Origin of the sequence: Okeania sp. SIO2C2, assembly GCF_010692625.1 — a bacterium.
Taxonomy (GTDB): Bacteria; Cyanobacteriota; Cyanobacteriia; order Cyanobacteriales; family Microcoleaceae; genus Okeania; species Okeania hirsuta.
In genome coordinates, this window is record NZ_JAAHGM010000026.1 from 1 (window position 1) to 19,126 (window position 19,126).

The following is a 19,126-nucleotide window of genomic DNA, read 5'->3' on the forward strand; positions in this document are numbered from 1 at the left end:
TTTGGGTGCTAGCGATCGCTTCCAAGTTTAGCTGGACAGAAAAAGCTTGCAACAATTCATCAAATGCCTTACGGTTTAGTCCCGTTAATGCCCTTAAGAGTCGGTCTTCTTTTAGCACTCGATTGATGTCCAGCATTTTTTCTTCTGATCTTTAAAACACTAATCTCTAGTTTACCTTATTAAGCGACAAGTCTATTATGCTTTTGTCTATAAGAAAGAAAACAAGAAAATGGAAATTTACCGGGATGGAGTCCAAGTAGCAGAAGGAACTGCGGAAAATCACGCTCAATCCACAGGAAATTTTATTATTGGAACCTACGGTGACCAAAATTTCCAAGGAACCATAGACGAAATCCGGATTTGGAATTCTGCACGCACCCAAGGGCAGATTCAACAGGAAATGAACTACCGCTTGGTAGGTAATGAAACTCTATTGATGAATTATTGGCGCTTTGATGAAGGGTCAGGAGATATAGTCTATGATAAAACTAATCGGGCTTGTCATGGAACACTCGCAGGGAAGAAGAAACCCCAGTGGGTTGCGTCTGATGCTCCTGTGGGTGATAATCCTGGAGTAAGTCGTACTAGCATTAAGATTGGTCGTCCTATCATTTCCAGCTTTTCCAGTTTGTTCTACTATGAACAAGAAACCAATGATACTGACGGCGATGGTATCAAGAATGATGGTCGTGTGATGTTGGCTATTCCTACTGGAGAAATAGAAGTCAATCTGGGTAAAATAGCTATTTTTGATATAGGAGTAGGCCGCGATGGAAAACTTGCCCAAATCCCAGATATGTTAACCTTACCATTATTAGGGCCTGGGCCGACTCAAACACTCGAAGGTGTAGACCCCAAGCAACTCAAACAAAGAGCTGACTCCATCTCCAACAACAAACAAGACCTCCAAGAAACCAAAAAACAGATCCTCCAAATACGTCAACAACTCGAAGAGCTAGACAAACTCCTCTCCAAAAAGGAACTAGAAGCAAAACAAACCGCATTAGCCACCATCGCCCAGGATTTGTTAAGCTTGCCATTAATGATGGAGTCTCAGCCTAGTCAAATACTCGAAGATGTAGACCCCAAGCAACTCAAACAAAGAGCTGACTCCATCTCCAAGAACAAACAAGACCTCCAAGAAACCAAAAAACAGCTCCTCAAAATACGTCAACAACTCCAAGAACTAGACAAACTTCCCTCCAAAAAGGAACTAGAAAGCAAACAAACCGCATTAGCTACCATTGCCCAGGGACTAAAGCAAAACTATCGCCCAGAGCAACCCGAATACAAAAAACTGGTAAAGCACTGGCAAGAGTTAACTTCTGTGACTAAACCTCTCAGTTCCGGTATCCTCTCCCAAGTCAAAAACAAAATTGCCGCCCAACTGGAACAAGTCCTCAACAAAGAACAAGAACTGCCTCAGAAAAAGCAAGAGCTGGCAGAAAAACTCCAACAACTCGCTGAGTTAAAAGCAGCTATTTCCAGAAATCAAGCAGCCACATTCAAGTCCCTGCCCCTCCTGGCAATAGACCCTTACGGATTAACCGTCAAAGGCGCAGGACTAGATTTTGCTCGCACCACCATTCGCCCAGACATCCGGGAATGTGGACCAGACAAACTGGGACTTTATTTCCAGCGAGAGGATAATCAACAATTCTCAGTGGCTTACTTCGATATCACTACCGCCAAAGCCAAATTCACTTCTGAAAGCGACAGTGAGAATACTCTGACTTGGTTAGCTTACAACGGTGAAGCTGAGATGAACGATGGGGAAATTTCTATTACAGATGGAAGCACGGAAGAAACTTGTACCCTTACCATCAAGGCAATGGGTTATGAAGAAACCTGGACAGATGCCCCCCGCCTGGTTGATTTGTTGCAGCTACTGATTAATCAAGGGGTGACTGAATATCAGCAGGAAGAGGAAGACGAAGAGGAAGAGAAAAAAGAATCAACTATTACTCCGGTAAAAACCCTTAAATACAATTCCCAAGACCGTGCAGTAGTCTACAGTGGTTCTATGTTGTTCAATCTTAGCTTGGGAGTTGCCCCGGCAACGAGTTCCATTGTGAATGGAGACGCGACTCAATCAGGGAATGGAAAAACCACAGGTTGGACTTCGCCTCCTGTTTCGGAGTCTCTTTTGTTTGATCAGGATGATTATATTAGTACGGACAACGAAGTTAAACTCAAAGGGTTTGATTCGGACGCTGATGCAGTGACTCTGGAAACTTGGGTTAAGCCAACTTTGATTCCAGGGAAAGAAAGGCCTGAAAACTTACCTGTATCGGCCTTGAGGTTTGAGGGTAATACCTATATCAACTGTGGCGACCAAATAGACTTGAAGAACAAGAGCTTTACCATTGAGTTTTGGGCAAGGCGCACGGACTCTAATCGTGATGATTGGTTGTTGTCTCACGGCGAGACAGGCGTATCGAACAAAAAACTTCACATTGGTTTCCGATCTAATAATCAGTTTGCCTTCGATTTCTGGTATAGCGCTCTCAACTGCAATTCTAATAACTCAGACAACAATTGGCATCACTGGGCTTGTGTCTACGACCACTCAGCCAGAAGTCGGAAAATTTACCGTGATGGAATTGAAGTAGCATCTGATAGTAATGTGACTCCCTATCAAGGGGATGGTAGTTTCCTGATTGGTTCACGCGAAACCGCAGACTTTGCAAAAGTAGAGATGATGGAACTGCGAGTTTGGAATAGTGCTCGCACCGAAGAACAAATCATCGAAAAGATGAGGCAACAACTTGAGGGTAATGAATCAGGATTAGTCGCTTACTGGAAGTTAGAAGAAAAGACTGTCAATCAGCCAGCAGCTTCCTTTATTGGAGATAACGCTTCCCAGAAATGTCACTATCACACGAACGGAGAAGACGGCCTAAACGTCACAGATAAAAGTTATACTATCGAATATTGGGCAAAAAGAAATCATAACGATCGCGAAGATTGGATTGTATCTAAGTACAAAGATGATACCCCCGAAACTCAAAGACTAATGTTTGGGAGGTATAATTATTTTGCGGGTGTGAGTGGCAGATCGAGAAGACTTGCTGTACGGGTTAATGGAAAACATAGAGTTGAGAGAATATATGACTCTTCAGTTATGCAGAGTTGGAATCATTATGCTGCTGTAATAAACAAGGAAAATCAGACCACGAAGATGTATAGGAATGGAGAGGAACTAGACGCTACGGATGGATATACAGGAACTCATCCGTACTCGGGAGGAGCGTGGAAAGTTGGAGATCGTTGCGTAGGTAAGCGTTTTGACTTTCATGGCTATGTTGCAGAGGTGCGAGTCTGGGATTCTGCCCGCAGCCAGAAACAAATTCAGGATAATATGTACCGATGGATAGACAAACCACAATCGGGTTTACTCGCCAATTGGCGAGTTGATGGTGAAAATACAGTTAATAATTTAGCTCGAAATACGGGGAACTTAAACAAATATACCAGTAACGGAGGAGTGGTATCACCAAATACGCGACAGCGAAAAAAGTATGAAGACTCTACTGATAATGGGCATTACGGAGTTCTTTCTTATGATTTTCAGACTAACAAAGAAACTGCACCCGCTGTTATAGAGGCTCCAGATATCTCCTTAGAGATTCCAGATGCTCCCAGTAATTGTCTTATCTATCATAAGAATGACAAACCCCATAATCATTTAAACATCTCTCAGTACGGCATCTCAATGTTGCCCAAATATGCCTTTCGTTTCAATGGCGAAAATTATATTACTTGTGGTGACAAAATTGATCTGAGAAACAAGAGTTTTACTGTGGAATTTTGGGCACAGCGTCTGGAAAATGGTCGAGATGATTGGCTCTGTAGTCAAGGAACCTCAGAGAACAACAAAGGGTTGCATATTGGCTTCCGAGCAAATAATAAGTTTGCTTTCGCTTTCTACTCTAATGACCTGGACTGTGATGCTAAATACTCAGATAACAATTGGCATCATTGGGCTTGTGTCTATGATTACGATGGCAAAAGTCGGAAGACTTACCGTGATGGGGAGTTGGTAGCATCTGAAAATAGTAATGTGACATCCTTGCAAGGAGCAGGTGTTTGGAATTTAGGTAGGAGATACGATAACGCCAAGAAAGCTAAAGCTGACCTAGTAGAAGTCCGAATCTGGGATTTAGCCCGCACCCAGGAAGAAATCCGTGAATCTATGGGAACGCAGCTCAACCCACAAGAAGGCTTGATTGCCTACTGGCGCTTAGACGGTACCGATACCCGTGATTATTCCGGTAACGGACATGATGGTAATGTGGAAGGGAAGCGAGTATTAGGAGCAGCACCTGCCTTTTCCTTAACTGCTCAATTTGACAACCATGCTTATCGCAGTCAGCAAGCAATATTTCAAAGCAGTTGGACTCACCTAGCCTTCGCCTATCTCCAATCCTACGGAATTCAATTCCAAAATGGTGATGTTCTGGAAGCGCCTGATGCAAGTGCCCTTAACATTACCAAAGACTTAACCCTAGAGCTTTTCTGTCAGCCTGCTCAAATTAAAGCATCGACCCTATTGGCTAAGACAGGTGTTAGCTCTAACAACACTCAACTCACTCCCTATAAGTTAGAGACGAACCAAAATGGAAAGTTAGTCTTCTCCTGCCAAAACCAAGACGGAACTTGGAAAACCTTTACCTCCAGTAGCGCCCTGACTACCAATACATTACAGAAGGTGGCAGTCGTCCGCAAAACGGAATTAGTTGACAAAACTTATACCGAGACCATACAAATTGGAGATCAAAAAGAGACCGTAGAGGTACAAATTCCTGAAGCTCATACACGGATCATCTTTTACATTGATGGGGAAAAAGCTGGAGAATCCGATCTGATCAAAGACATAGACCCTGGTATTGGCAACTTCCCGGTGAAGATAGGAGAGAGTTTCAACGGCATGATCTCCGATGTGCGAATTTGGAATATAGCCCTTGAGCCGGAATCTTTAGGACAGTTGCTCTACGGTCAGGAAACAGGAGGACTGGTCGCCTGGTGGTCATTGAATGAAAAAGAAGGCAACATTGCTTATGATAGTGTGGGAGAAAACCACGCGAAAATTACAGGCGAAAAATGGCAGTGGGTAAAAAACACCGATCCCGACGCCAATATCTGCTCTGCCTACCTCAATGGTCAACCTGTTGAGTTGAGGTATGAACGGAATTCCTCTGACAATAAACCGCAATTTTCTTTGGGTGCTGCCAAAGATAATGAGGGTAACTTCGCTAATTTCCTTCATGGAGAAATGGATGAAATTCGTATCTGGAAAACTTTCCGTCTACAGCAGCAAATTCAAGAGAGTCTCTTTACCTATGTCAAGGGAGAAAAGAAAGACCTGATTGCTTACTTCTCTTGTAATCTCACTGAAGATGCCAATCTTCTCAAAGACGAATCTTTTACGGGTAACGACCTGACATTCCCCACAAACGATAATAACAAACCCACCCGAGCAGTTTCCAACGCACCCATTGGGGATGACATTGCCCTGGTGCGTTCGGCGATTGATGGCTATACCCAACAATATCAAACCGTGATTCACGGCTTCCCCTCTGTGGTTGACTACGGGGTGATGTTCAACGATCCCAACCGGGGAACCTCTGGCAGCCTGCAACGCCTATATACCTAAATTTACAACAATCAGTGGCATCTGGTTCATGGCTTCAAAGTTGCCAACCTGAAAACTCAGTGGATGGCTCAAGTACAGTTTGACCCACAAATTATCGGGTTTATTGAAGGTGCGCCACCTGTTCCCAGTGAAAACTTGACTGTAGGACCTGAAGATTATCAAGATAGTTATGATGGAACTACTGCTGTAGAAGTCACGGAAGTGAATTCCTACAACTACTCTTATGCTCACTCTCGTAGCAACTCAGCTCAAAATGGCTTTGAGCAAGAAGCAAAGAATGGAGGCGAGATTGATCTGAGTTTTGTTCTTGCACCATTGGGTGTAGGTAAAACCATTGATATCGATCTGTCAGGAGCGGGAACAGGTGCAACTCAACTAGATAGTGATAATAGTTACACCGATGAGAAAGCGATCGAGGTTGGCAAAACTACTACTGAAAATACCACACAACAACTCAAAGGCTATTGGCAACCATTACCAGATCCAGATAATAATTATAAACCTCCTGCTTATAACCCAGTTTTAGGTCCTCGTTATGTGCCGGAAAATATAGGGTTAGCTCTGGTTATCTCCAAGACAGCGGATGTTTTTGCCCTACGCTTTGAGCATAACAATGCTTTGTTTAGTTATTCTATTCGCCCTAACCAAGACATTCCGCCAGACTTCAACCTCATTCCCTTCAAGATTAATCCCCAATATACTAAACAAGGTACTCTTGATGGCAAGATTGGTTATGACGAACAGGGTGCAATTTTCCTCGATCCAAACTATCCTACAGCTAGTGATTACGGCGAATACAGTTACTTCAAACCCAGGGAAGCTTATAATCTGAAGGAAGAGATTAATCGAAAAGAGAAAGAGCTAGCAGCTTATTATGAAAACTTTAATGTTGCTTATGGCGAGGGTTGGGCAGCAGATGTTGGTATTGATTATGCTGCTAACCTTGGTGCTAGTCTTATTGCTGGTGGCATAGGATTTTCCCAGAGTCGCCGCTCTCCCCTAACTGTTACGTCTGGTTTGGGTACAGACAATCCCGTAACCAAGACCAAGAGTGCTGGAGGTTTTGGCGCTTGGTTTACTTCACAGATATCTGCTCTTGCATCTCTGGCATCAACGACTAGCGATATAGGAAAAGCCTTTGAGCGTGAAAATAATAAAGATCAGGCACTTCCAGATAAATTTGCGAAGCAGAACATTGTCAATACTTATGTTTGGTCTGCCGATGGCGGTTTTTATTCTCAGTCTTCTGAAACTACTCAGAGTCGTACAGAAAGTTATGAGGGGTCTTTTAATTTCTCTTTTCAAAGTGGTGCCACATCAGAACTGGAAATGAAATTTGAGTTTTCAGCTTCAGAATTTAAGTCAACTGGCTTCTCGAACCTGGGGGTAAGTCTGACCAGGAGTCGTGCTAAGGAACAACAAGAAACCTTTGAGGTTCAGATAACTTTTGACCTCTCGAATAACATTCAGAAATATGACTATTCCGAAGATCCTTCCGAACCCGATCCAGTTTATGACGCTGACAGCAAACCTGTATTGTGTCCAGGGAAAGTTGATGCTTATCGTTTTATGACTTTCTTCCTGCAAGAAGACAATGAAAACCACGAGCAGTTGTTTAACAAAGTCATTGACCCCATCTGGCTGAATGAAAGCAATGACAAAAATGCTATTGCTCTACGAGGAGCGCGTAACGATGGTAAAGCTCCCTCTTGTTGGCGAGTCATGCACCGAGTGACTTTCGTGAGTCGCATTCTGCCAGAAATTGGGGCTGAGACTCCACCTCTTGAGAGAGAAATGAAGGATTTGGATATCTCTAGCTACTACGAGTTAATTAAGCGTCTTGAACCTTTTGTGGTTAGCTCTGCGGATAGCTATGATAATTTGTTGAGAGCGGTTAATAATACTTTAGCCAAGTACGCTCCTAGCTTAATGTCTTACAATAAAGATATTACTCTCATTCTCTGCTACTATTATGGGGTTGATCTTCCTTCCGAGCTGGAGGATGATTTAGCTGTGCTGTCTCAGACATACTCCTCTGTGCCAGATTATTCCTTGCCAGAGGAAGTTGAAACTCAAGAAAATTAACTTTCCTGGCGGGAAGTCCCGCGCTCTCCCGAAGGGGAGCGTCGTATGGGAAAGCCAGGGCCAAGATTCGGATACCTTCATAAACTAAACGTTCATAAGCCCTTGACAAACTAGGTACATTTTGTTATAATCAAGGTCAACACAGGGGGAGGACATCACCTCACACGAAACAGCGGTCAGGGTTTCCCAGGCTGAAGAATCCCGCGTTGTCCCGTAAGGGCAACGTCGGGAGTATGTCAAAAAAGCGTTCTGCCATTCAGCGTTCACTCATTAGCTCTCAAGGCGGATTCTGGGGGGTTAATATCAAATCCGGTAGCATCGGTGTAATTAGAGTGGGAAGAGGGGGAAGAGTGGGAAGAGGGGGAAGAGGGGGGAGTAAGAATTTTGTCTACAGTCCTCACTCATAGTGTATTTTTCAATACAATTTTCTCCCGAAAAAGCCGCTCCCAGACTTACCCATAATATCATGTCCGGATAATTAGTGATAAAAAAACTTTCTCCTTCTTCATTCTTTCTACCCTCCTGTCTCCTGTCTTCCCCTCCTGGGAGGGGTTGGGGGTGGGTTGTCTCCTGACTCCTTCGTCGTTTATTTATAACTGTTCAACCGGACATGATATAATTTGTCTGTTTTGTCAAGTTTTATGTTAAGAAAGATGTTGATAAAGCATAGCCCAGGAGGCAGGGTCAATTTATTGTCACGCTTAGAAAAAAGGAGGGGGTTGGGAGTGTGGGGAGTATGGGAACCCACCCCTAATATCAAATCCGGTAGCATCGGTATAAAATCTTTTGAAGTAGGAGGACCGAGTCAGGAGGACCGAGTCAGGAGGGAAAAAATTTATGAAGATTTGGTAATGGTGAAGATAAAGAATGTTTTTATACCGAATTAAACGGATTTGATATAACCACTCCCAGGAGGGGAATGTGGGGACTGTGGGAAGCACAGGAACTCAAAAAAATATAGGGTTATAAATATTCTCTGACGACAATAAATTAGCCCTGCTCCCAGGAGGGGAATGTGGGGAGGTCGAGAAATATTTGGTAATGGTTGAAGATGGAACATTTTTTTGATACCGAATTAAACGGATTTGATATAACCCCCCATAAAAGGCAGACCAAGCACTTCATCCTCTTTCGCGTAAGCGAGATAATCAATATTACTAATTACCCATAAACTCTACCTCTCCATTTTTTAGGAGTTTTCATCGCAGATAAAAATATCCGCAAAACTGCAAAAGGATCTGCTAAAGGAGATAACCAAAATAACCAACCAAATTTAGCTTTACTCAAATCATAAGCAGGAGCGATCGCTAATAACAAAGCAAATCTAATTAATAGTAAAAATAAATTTAATCCAAACAATAAAAACCTGGAAGATAAAGAAACATCAACAGGCAAACTAAACAATAAATAACTCAAAACTATCAACAAAGGTAAACCCTGCGTAGCTGACAATAACCAAAGGTCACTCCAAACTTGAGCAGTAGGGGAAGCATCCTTAAGGTCAAGCGATCGCCCCCACTCCTGCCAAGTTTCTACCATACCCTCATACATCCTGACCTGCAAAACCTCTGCCCCATCCAAAAACCCCACCTTAAAACCTTGGGCAGCAATATTTCTAGCCAGAGTTACATCATCACAAAAAGAACCCTTAGCACTGCTATAACCTCCTACCTCTGATAACACCGAGCGCCGACACAGAAAACACTGACCATTAGCCATAACTCGTTCCGGCGTTTGCGCCCCCGTGCCCGTAGGTCCAAATCTATAGACTAACGTGATGAGTAAAGCAGGTTGTAGCCACAGCTCTCCTGGATATTTCAGAATAAACTGTGGCGACAACGAAATCAGGTCATAGTTTTCAGCCTCTGCCTTTTTGACCAAACTAGCGACCAACCCAGGGTTTGGCTGAATATCTGCATCAACCCCCAGAAACCATTCACTCTCTGGAGAACTTCTCAAAAAACCCGTATGCAAAGCCCACGGACGACCTACCCATCCAGAGGGCAAAGGGTCATCCGTAATTAAGCGAAACCTTGGGTCTGTTTCTGCCTTAGTCTTGACTATATATTGGGTATCATCTACCGAGTTACTATCAACAACGATAAATTCCCGTACTTCATAACTCTGCCGAGTCAACCCAAGCAAACAGGGAGTAATGCGAGTCGCTTCATTGAGAGTTGGTATGACAACAGTTACTTTACCTACTAATTCTGGTGTGGGTGAGTCAGGTTTTAATGGCGGTTGGCGAGTAGGACCTTTGATGAGGCGCGATAGTAAGATAGCTGTTGCTGGTAGTTGCAACAGTAAAATAACAAAAAAAAAGGCTTCAGGCATGATTTTCGATTCTATTAGGCAGTATTTTAGACTCTATATTATCTCTCCAACAAAGCCAAGAATCTATTTCTTCAAATACCTTTGCCCCTGGTGTTCTCGGTGTTCTCTCTCAAACTTAAAACTGATATAACTTTTGAGTTATTTAACAGCCATTTTCACCTGCGTTACAGGTACTTTTACCTCATCATCACTCATCGCATTATCGAGGGACATATCCACCTCACTCAATTGATTAGCTGGAGATATTAACCACAGGGCGATCGCTGGAATTAACCCTAGGACTACACTCAAACAAGTGGGTAATAAGAATCTGCTATCTAGTGCAACTACAGTAATTGTTGCTCCAAAAGCAAAGTTAACTAAATAGGTAATGAGTGGCAAATTTAACTCTTGGCGGGACAATGAAATTGTTTTATTGCGCCAAAACCAAGCAGCTACAGACATATATATTGCACCTGTACCTACCCATCCCAATAAGTTCCGGTAAGGCATACCAAAGAAAGAGCCTTCCTCTTGAAATGTCCAAAACGGAAATGGTGCCTGACTCATAGCTGGGTCAAGGACTAAGTCCCAAGCTGTTAGAAGCACTGCTCCTGTAGCGATCGCTCCTACATGACGTATCCAAGAGCTAGAACTCTTAACCTGTAAACCACAACGAGCTAGTAAATAAGAAACTAACCCCATATAAAACCAAGATAAGGGAATAGTAAAAGGTACTAAACCTGCGATTTTGTATCCCAAGCCACTAAGGTAAGCATAATCTCCAAAAGGAAAACCTGTGCTTGTGCCCAATAGTTCACTACTCAAAGATAGAAACACAGAAGGCAGCATAAAAGCCAGGGTTGTACCTATTCCCAAATTCCTCATGCTATACAAGGCAACTGCTAATGCTCCAAAGATAATATAAGTTGCTCCTCCACCTGTCATACTCAATTGGAAAGCAGTCTGTCCTACTGGAGGCAAACTGATAATAATGTCAGGATTAGGTAGAACTATTAACAGACCTGCTAGTCCAAAAACTGTTGACAAAATATGTACAAGTAATAGATAGCGTTCGGCAATCATAAGTTGCTTCATAGAAGTCCTATTTCTGAGTTCAAAAATCAGTAATTTTCTAGTTTTGTGTTCTTGCGAAAATACTCCAAATCTATTCTGTGTATCAGCAACAGAGAGTTAGAAGTATTTTTTCTGAGTGGGACTAATTTTTTCTAGAAACCAATCCTGCAAAACACTACCTATTAGTTTACAAATCTTTACAAGAAAAAGAACCAGAATAACTTAGATATTTTGTTTTACTTTTTGACACTCTGCGCTCCCCCAGAGACGCAGATTCTTTAATTTAGCTATATCTCAATATCATATTTAATAAAAAATGTCAATATATAGCAGTGCGTGCTAGTATAGCGCTACGCGCAAGTCAGAAGTCAAAAGTTATAAGTCAAAAGTTATAAGTAATCCCTGACTAAGTTTGAGCATTTATAAACGTCCTAAGCTATTTGCGTAGTGCTATATCTTTACAAATTGCAGGAACTACCCAATAGCTAAAAGTCTGATACGAAGAGTTGCCCGCTTATAGGCGAGGCTTTAGACCCATTTTTTCGGTAAAATAAGCTGAATTTTCAAATAAGATGAAGGAAATTATATTAAGCAAACTTAGTTCAAATAAATATTAACCGGAGATTAAGTGATTATAGAAATTTTCACAACAGGAATTATAGTCTTAACTATACTTCTAGGTTTAGGCTATTTAGCACTAGAATTACAATATCGTAGTCGTCCAGGAAATGCTTTAGAATTAAACTCTGGAGAATGGCATTTAGCAGTTGCAGAACCAGAAAATTACCTATTAGTGGGTGAAATGGAATTATGCAACCGTACCAAAAGCTTAGAAATTATGGTGCCAGAAATACAAGCAGAAGTAAAACTGCTGTCTGGTGCAAGTTTAGAAAAAGTAAATTATCAAACTCGAATTATTCCTTTCCATGAAGATGCCCCAGCTAGAGCTGATGATTATTGGTTTGCTTATATCGTTAAAGTAGGAAAAAAGACAAAACTGAAAATATCAATTGATATTCGTGGGGAAAATTTAGACCAACTCAAGTCAGCTTGGATTAAAGTCAATTATATTACCTATGGACCTCAAGGCCGCATTCCCAAAGTTCGTAATATTGTAGTGCCTCTCAAATTTCCCGATCCTAAAGCTACTCCAAATCAGCGAGAAGCACAAAATGCAACAGTATTTCCCATTCGCACTCACTTATTAACTGAATTAGACGATCCCATAGAAATTGTCAAACGTTATGTAGTTCCTCATGCTCAACCAGGGGACATAGTGACTATTGGTGAAACACCCCTGGCCTTAATACAAGGTCGTTTTCGTCACCCTACTGACGTGAAACCTGGATGGGTAGCCAAACGTATATGTTACTTCTTTCTGCCAACTTCCAGTCTGGCAACAGCTTGTGGGATGCAAACGCTAGTAGATATTGTTGGACCAGTTAAAGTATTGATGGCCTTTTTCGGAGGTGCCATAGCCAAATTATTAGGCAAACCCGGTATGTTCTACCAATTTGCAGGAGAACAAGCCAGACTAATAGATGATGTTACTGGAACTTTACCTCCTTATGACCAATTTATAGTTTTAGGTCCAGAAAATCCTCAAAAATTAGTAGAAGAAATCCAAAAAGCAACTGGTCTGGGTGCAGCGATCGTAGATGTTAACGATTTGAAAGCAGTTAAAATATTAGCAGCAACCTCTAATGTGTCTACCTCTTTATTGGAGGACGCTTTGAGAAGTAATCCCGCAGGAAACGCGGATGAACAAACTCCAGTAGTTTTGATCAGGCCATCATCATCTTGAGGAAGGCAGGAGGCAGGAAGCAGAAGGCAGAAGGCAGAGGGGAAAATTACTTATGGATAGTCTTCTACACGCCATTCTGTGTCTTATAAACCCAAGCAATTTTAAGTACCACAAGTGACGGTGAGATTAAACCCGCAAAAGAAAAGATAAAACAAGAAGTTGATGGAAATGAAAGCAAAAAAAGTGAAGATGACTAATAGACATCTCCCATAATCAAAAATAAAATCAATTCTTATCTATAAATTATCAATTATTTCTCCCTGTTGCCTGTTGCCTGTTGCCTGTTGCCTCTTTTCTGGAGATGACTAATGACAAGATATAAAGTATTAATAATGCTTATATAACTAATCTGAAACAACTATAAATTTAGGTCCATTTTAGTCATTTATCTGGATGACTAAAACCTGATTTCGCCAAATTTCCAGTTCCACAAAAATCAAAACTTTATTTGATATAAGTACCTAAAAATCTAGAAGAAAAAATAATGAAACCTTTAACCCGCCAAAACAAAAGTCAGGTGGTCATCCGTCCCCTAGAGTACCGCGACCTAGAAGCTATCAATAACCTATGTAGGGAAACTCCAGAGGTACAACACAACCATCGAGATGTTACCTTTAACCTCTCTCCTATTAGCTTAAGCCAGAAATTACCACAAATTAGTCGTTGGTACTGGCCTATAAAATTATTGAGCCTTTTCCCTAATCCCTGCAAATATTTGTTAATTTCCTATGTTGCAGAAGTAGATGGACAAATTAAAGGGGCAATCCAGGTCTCTCCTAGCAACCGCACTCGCAGCAGTTGGCGGGTAGAAGGAATAGTTACGGAAGAAACAGGGACTAACAGAGGAATAGGTTCTCAACTATTACGATACTGCTTTGAGAAAATTTGGGAAGCACGCACATGGTTATTGGAAGTTAATGTTAACGATCAAGAGACGATGGCCCTTTATCGCCAAAATGGTTTTCAGCCATTAGCTCAAATTACTTATTGGACAATTACGACCCAAAAATTACAAGAGTTAGCCCTTTCTCAGCCAAATTTACCAAACTTACTACCTGTGAGTAATGCTGATGCTCAGTTGCTCTATCAATTGGACACAGCATCTATGCCTCCTCTAGTACGGCAAGTATTCGACCGCCATATCCCAGATTTTCAAACTGGCTTTGTTAGTAGTTTAATAGAGGGAGTAAGGCAATGGCTAAATCATAATGAATTGGTTAGTGGGTATGTATTTGAACCCCAACGTAAGGCAGCGATCGCCTACTTTCAAGTACAATTATGTCGTGATGGTACACAACCACATATAGCTCAATTAACTGTACATCCAGCTTATACTTGGTTGTATCCAGAGTTATTATCTCAAATGGCAACGTTGGCTCAAGATTTTCCCGATCAATCTCTACAACTTGCTTCTGTTGATTATCAACCTGAACGTGAAGCATATTTAGAAAAGATAAAAGCTCAACAAATTGAACATTCTTTGTTGATGTCTCGTTCTGTTTGGCATAAACTTCGAGAGTCTAAGTCAGTTATTTCTGACCTCCAGTTTTCGGAAGTTCTTCAAGGTCTGCAACCAGTTCGTAAACCAGTTCCTAGTCGTAGTTCTTTGTTGAAAATGATGCAAAATCGACATGGTAAAAGTAGTAATTCTCAGTTGAAAACTAATCATAATAATTATTATTGGGAAGCTACAAATGAGCAAGTAAATTCTCCATCGCCAACTATTTCTCCTAATTTAACAAGTGGAGATGAAGATGATAATGGAAAATCTCAGAAATGAGGAATTACTTGTGTCTAATTAATATTAATAGACATCTCCAATAATTAAATATATAGCAGTTTGCTTTGGTATATTTACAACTAAAATCTATGAGTTATTATCAAAAGTTGTTAGAGATAAAATCTGTAACTAGACGAGTGCAAACTGCTATAAAATCAATTCTTATCTATAAGTTAAATTATCAATTGCCGAAAAATTGTGGGTATGCGCCTCCCTTTTTAAAGGGATAAAAAAAGAGACTATTCCTTATGTCAAGCCTACTTATTGCAAAGGTACTGAAGTCCGCAGTTCCTCCGTTAGGAGGCTAACTGATTACTGATAATAGTGAAGTTTTCTCAGCAAATAATTAATAATTTCCAGCTTGAAGTCTTTCGGAACCAGGAGAAAAATAATTTAAGCATTCAGCTATTAGCTGTTAGGTGTCAGCTGTCAGCTCTCATGAGGCAATTTTAATCAAAATAGACTGTTTCAGCCAGCTTTTATAGTAAAATTTAATTATGACTCAATTAGTAAAGATTTTATCTAGAACTAAAAAAAAAGTAATAGCTGATGGCTAATAGCTAACGGCTGAATGCTTACAAAATAATTTTAATTTTTTTTTGGTCAATCCTATCTGTTTTTCATAATAGAAGAGGTAATTGTTAATTATTAGTTATTAATTTTTGAACATCTCCAACTGACCAAGAGAAGGAATTAGAGATGTGTCATAAATCCAAATAATATAAGTAGAAGTAAGGAGTTGAATTTTCAATGCCTCAATCTCGAATTTCAGCCCTGGGTTTAGATGTAGGGAACAAACGTGTGGGGGTTGCAGGATGTGATGGTACTGGTTTAATTGCTACTGGTATTACTACTATTAGACGTACCTCTTTTCAAGAAGATATAGCTCAGTTAAAAATTATTGTCCAAGAACGTCAAGTACAAGTTCTGGTCGTAGGTTTACCATATTCTATGAATGGTTCTATAGGTTTTCAAGCGAAAAAAATACAAAAATATGCTCAAAGATTGTCACAAGCTCTGGCTCTACCTATAGAATATATTGATGAACGTTTGACTTCAGTTCAAGCTGAGGATATGTTGAAAGCTGCAAATATTTCTCCTTCTCAGAATAAACATTTAATTGATAGAAAAGCGGCAGCTTTGATTTTACAGCAATGGCTGGATGAACGTAGAAAACCAAATATTATTTCACAAGTAAATAATTCAATAGAGATAGATATAGAAAAACCTATTACATAGAAGAGAAATAAATTTAAATTGATGTATAGAAAAAATATAATAATATCTATAAATATAGCATTATGCAAGTATATTAAGACTATTTATGAACGCGAAATCTACACATTATCTGACTATTTTTAATTCTTTCAGTCTTTGTTTTACAGCAGATTCCAAGTATATGAATTACAAATATTAATAATTAAATGTTTGTAGCGCGGGCAAGATGCCCGCTAATCGAAAAATTGTTCAGTATTGAAATACATAATACTACTTACAGTTAGCAAAATCTAAAAATCTGCTTACTGGTAATCAACAAAAACTCCATCTCTTAGACCTTGTTTGAAGCTTAATGAACAGAATTTATCTATACTTAGATCACTACTAAAGTGAAAAAATCATCAAAATACCCAAAATGTATTCATCCCCAGAATCACAAGAAAATGGACAATCTCCAGAAACTTATGTCACTTTAACTGATGAGGCAGAGCGATCGCTATGTTGTACTGTAGAGTATTCTATGGAGTTAGATAACCAAGAGTATGTAATGTTACTACCAGTAGACTTACCTATAGAAATCTTTACTTGGGCACAAGGAGATTTAGACCAAGCAAGTATTCCTGTAGGTGATGAAATGGAAATTGATCGAATTTTTGATACTGCCAAAGTTGTACTTGAAGAACAAAACCTCACACTTCAAAGAACAGCTATAACTTTAACTGTTACTGGGGAGTTACCAGAATGGGATGAAGATGAACTAGATGAAGTAGATGAAAATGATGAAGAAGGTGAATATTACGAAGAGTTGGCCACTTTTTTATATAAAGACCAGAAATACGCAATATACACACCATTAGATCCATTTTTAATTCCAGCTCGTAAAAGCAATGATGGAAAACTAGAATTGCTTTCAGAAGAAGAGTTTCAGGAAATTCAGCCAATGGTTCAATCAATGCTAGAAGATCAACTTTTCCATGATATGGAATAGACTCTTTGGAATTTTGAGCAAATTAGGGTGATTTAATTAAATATTTAGATCTAAAATTATGCTCTAGAATAACCTAAAGAATCATCTTCGCTACAAACTCAGCTAAGAGAACCTTGAGGATAAAGTATTAACTAATCAAATGAGAAACAGTATTAAACTAATTTCTAATCGTGCTCTATTCTATTTGGCCATTCTGCCTGTAAGCTGTGGTATTTTCGCTTGGCAGGGATGGGCCTGGTGGAGTTGGGTTAGTGGACCACTAGTGACAAACACATCATCCACTCAGTCTCCAGAAGAAAATGCTGTAACAATTACAATTCCAGTTGGAACTTATGGTCAACAAATAGGTGAAGATTTAGAAGCTGCTGGTATTATTCGTTCTGCAACAGCTTGGAATTTCTGGGTCAAATGGTTGGGAATACAAAATCCCAATCTAGAATTTAAAGCAGGAACTTATAAATTATCACCGACAGAACCACTCAGCGCGATCGCAGATAAAATTCTAGAGGGAGATGTAGTTAAACTCAGCTATACCATTCGTGAAGGATGGTCAATTCAACAAATGGCTGAATATTTAGAAGCTCAAGGATTTTTTCCTGCTGCTGATTTTATTGCTGCTACTAGAAATATTCCTTATGATAAATTTCCCTGGTTACCAAGTAATATACCTCACTTAGAGGGTTATTTATTCCCAGATACTTATAAGATAGAAGCACAAAAAAATACTCCTGAAGCTATTATTAATCAAATGCTAGGACAGTTTGAAAAAATTGCATTACCTGTATATCAGAAAAATCTGAATAATGCCGAAAATTTGAACCTCCATGAGTGGGTGACATTGGCGAGTATTGTAGAAAAGGAATCTGTAGTTTCTGAGGAGCGAGGTGTAATTTCCGGTGTATTTAATAATCGTTTGAAGAAAGGTATGAGGTTAGCAGCAGACCCAACAGTGGAGTATGGCCTTGGTATTCGTCAAACAAAAGAGAAACCTCTTACCTATAGTCAGGTTGAAACTCCTTCTCCTTATAATACTTATCTTAATACTGGCTTACCACCAACTGCAATTGCTAGTCCTGGTTTAGCAAGTTTAGAAGCAACTCTTAATCCAGATGATACTGAATATTTATATTTTATGGCCAGGTATGATGGTACTCATATTTTCAGTCGTACTGCTGCAGAACATGAGGCTGCTATTGCAGAGGTAGAAAGAATGTTATCATCTCAGTAGCTAGTAGTTTTTTTTATTTTTTTTTGATGAGTAAGAAAGTCAAAATTAGCAGTTTATGAATAAATAACTTTGATGTATTTTATTTATACTGCGCTAATATTTTACTTTTGACTTTTAACTTATTTATTTAAAATTATTGTGATTATAATAAATATTAATTTTATGTCTTGGGGTAAACTTTTACAGCCAGATTTAGTTTTAGGGAACTCAATTTTAAGCCTAACATCGGGAATTATTCAAAAAAATCAAATTAAAGGGTTAGTTTTAGATGTAGATGATACTCTTGTACCAATTCGTGACAGTAACACTTCTCCTGAATTAAGTGAATGGGTAGAAGAAATTAGAACTATCACAAGTCTATGGTTAGTAAGTAATAATCTGAGTCAATATAGAATAAGTCGCATTGCCGAGTCTCTTAATATACCTTATATTGCTGGAGCTGGTAAACCTTCTCGTCGTAAATTAAAAAAAGCTGTTGATGCGATGAATTTACCAGTAGAACAGGTTGCAATGGTAGGCGATCGCTTATTTACTGATGTTTTAGCAGGAAATCGTTTAGGAATGTTTACTATTCTTGTTGAACCTATATCTAATATTGGCTCAGAATTTCCTAATTACGGGGTTCGCTCTTTTGAGATCTGGTTTTCTCAACTTCTAGGAGCATCTTTAAGTATGAGTTCCTACCGTTTAATGCCTGGAAATAAGAAATAATATCAAATCCGGTTAAACACTTATAGATTGGTTAAGTAAGGAGGAGTCAGGAGACAGGAGACAGGAGACAGGAGTTAGGGGAATTTAGAGGAGCTAGGAGTAATAATTGTCCCAAGATTGTTCTGCCCAACTCTTGCGTAAAATACTAACATCCATGAGCGTTTTAGACTGAAACAAGCGCACTGCAATTCGACGCCAAAAAGGCACTTGTCTTTATATGTCAATGCTTTTAGATTTAATCAACAGAGCAATAATTAGGGTTTGCG

11 protein-coding genes are annotated in these 19,126 nt (G+C 39.8%); 9 read left to right on the plus strand and 2 right to left on the minus strand.

Features of this window, described 5'->3' with window-relative positions:
• Window positions 1-178: 178 nt before the first annotated feature.
• The 3 genes from F6K18_RS20215 (at window position 179) to F6K18_RS20225 (ending at window position 8,628) form a co-directional block, all read left to right on the plus strand.
• Window positions 179-5,656: a LamG-like jellyroll fold domain-containing protein gene (locus F6K18_RS20215; RefSeq protein WP_287523471.1), complete on the plus strand. Its 5,478-nt coding sequence runs from the start codon at window positions 179-181 to the stop codon at window positions 5,654-5,656.
• Between the two features lie 63 nt (window positions 5,657-5,719).
• Window positions 5,720-7,741, plus strand: coding sequence for a hypothetical protein (locus F6K18_RS20220; RefSeq protein WP_287523342.1), 2,022 nt, complete (start codon window positions 5,720-5,722; stop codon window positions 7,739-7,741).
• Window positions 7,742-8,433: 692 nt separating this feature from the next.
• Window positions 8,434-8,628: a hypothetical protein gene (locus tag F6K18_RS20225; protein WP_287523344.1), complete on the plus strand. Its 195-nt coding sequence runs from the start codon at window positions 8,434-8,436 to the stop codon at window positions 8,626-8,628.
• A 274-nt stretch (window positions 8,629-8,902) separates the two neighbouring features.
• Here the strand turns inward: F6K18_RS20225 and cruG are convergent, their stop codons facing one another.
• A complete protein-coding gene (gene cruG, locus F6K18_RS20230; RefSeq protein ID WP_287523347.1) occupies window positions 8,903-10,075 on the minus strand; it encodes a 2'-O-glycosyltransferase CruG in 1,173 nt (390 codons plus the stop codon).
• A gap of 138 nt (window positions 10,076-10,213) precedes the next feature.
• Window positions 10,214-11,152 carry a gamma-carotene 1'-hydroxylase CruF gene (gene cruF, locus F6K18_RS20235; RefSeq protein ID WP_287523349.1) on the minus strand — a complete coding sequence of 313 codons (939 nt, stop codon included), beginning with the start codon at window positions 11,150-11,152 and terminating at the stop codon, window positions 10,214-10,216.
• 610 nt (window positions 11,153-11,762) lie between these two features.
• Between cruF and F6K18_RS20240 the strand changes: the two genes are divergently transcribed.
• From F6K18_RS20240 to F6K18_RS20265, 6 genes are all read left to right on the plus strand, one after another.
• Window positions 11,763-12,935, plus strand: a complete 1,173-nt coding sequence (locus tag F6K18_RS20240; protein ID WP_287523474.1) for a F420-0:Gamma-glutamyl ligase — start codon at window positions 11,763-11,765, stop codon at window positions 12,933-12,935.
• Window positions 12,936-13,419: 484 nt separating this feature from the next.
• Window positions 13,420-14,715, plus strand: coding sequence for a GNAT family N-acetyltransferase (locus F6K18_RS20245; protein WP_287523351.1), 1,296 nt, complete (start codon window positions 13,420-13,422; stop codon window positions 14,713-14,715).
• Window positions 14,716-15,465: 750 nt separating this feature from the next.
• On the plus strand, window positions 15,466-15,954 hold the full coding sequence (gene ruvX / locus F6K18_RS20250) for a Holliday junction resolvase RuvX (RefSeq protein WP_124143915.1): 489 nt from the start codon (window positions 15,466-15,468) through the stop codon (window positions 15,952-15,954).
• Between the two features lie 394 nt (window positions 15,955-16,348).
• Window positions 16,349-16,921 carry a DUF3727 domain-containing protein gene (locus tag F6K18_RS20255; RefSeq protein ID WP_287277226.1) on the plus strand — a complete coding sequence of 191 codons (573 nt, stop codon included), beginning with the start codon at window positions 16,349-16,351 and terminating at the stop codon, window positions 16,919-16,921.
• A gap of 139 nt (window positions 16,922-17,060) precedes the next feature.
• Window positions 17,061-18,149, plus strand: a complete 1,089-nt coding sequence (mltG, locus tag F6K18_RS20260; protein WP_287523354.1) for an endolytic transglycosylase MltG — start codon at window positions 17,061-17,063, stop codon at window positions 18,147-18,149.
• A 162-nt stretch (window positions 18,150-18,311) separates the two neighbouring features.
• On the plus strand, window positions 18,312-18,860 hold the full coding sequence (locus F6K18_RS20265) for a YqeG family HAD IIIA-type phosphatase (protein WP_287523356.1): 549 nt from the start codon (window positions 18,312-18,314) through the stop codon (window positions 18,858-18,860).
• Window positions 18,861-19,126 lie beyond the last annotated feature (266 nt).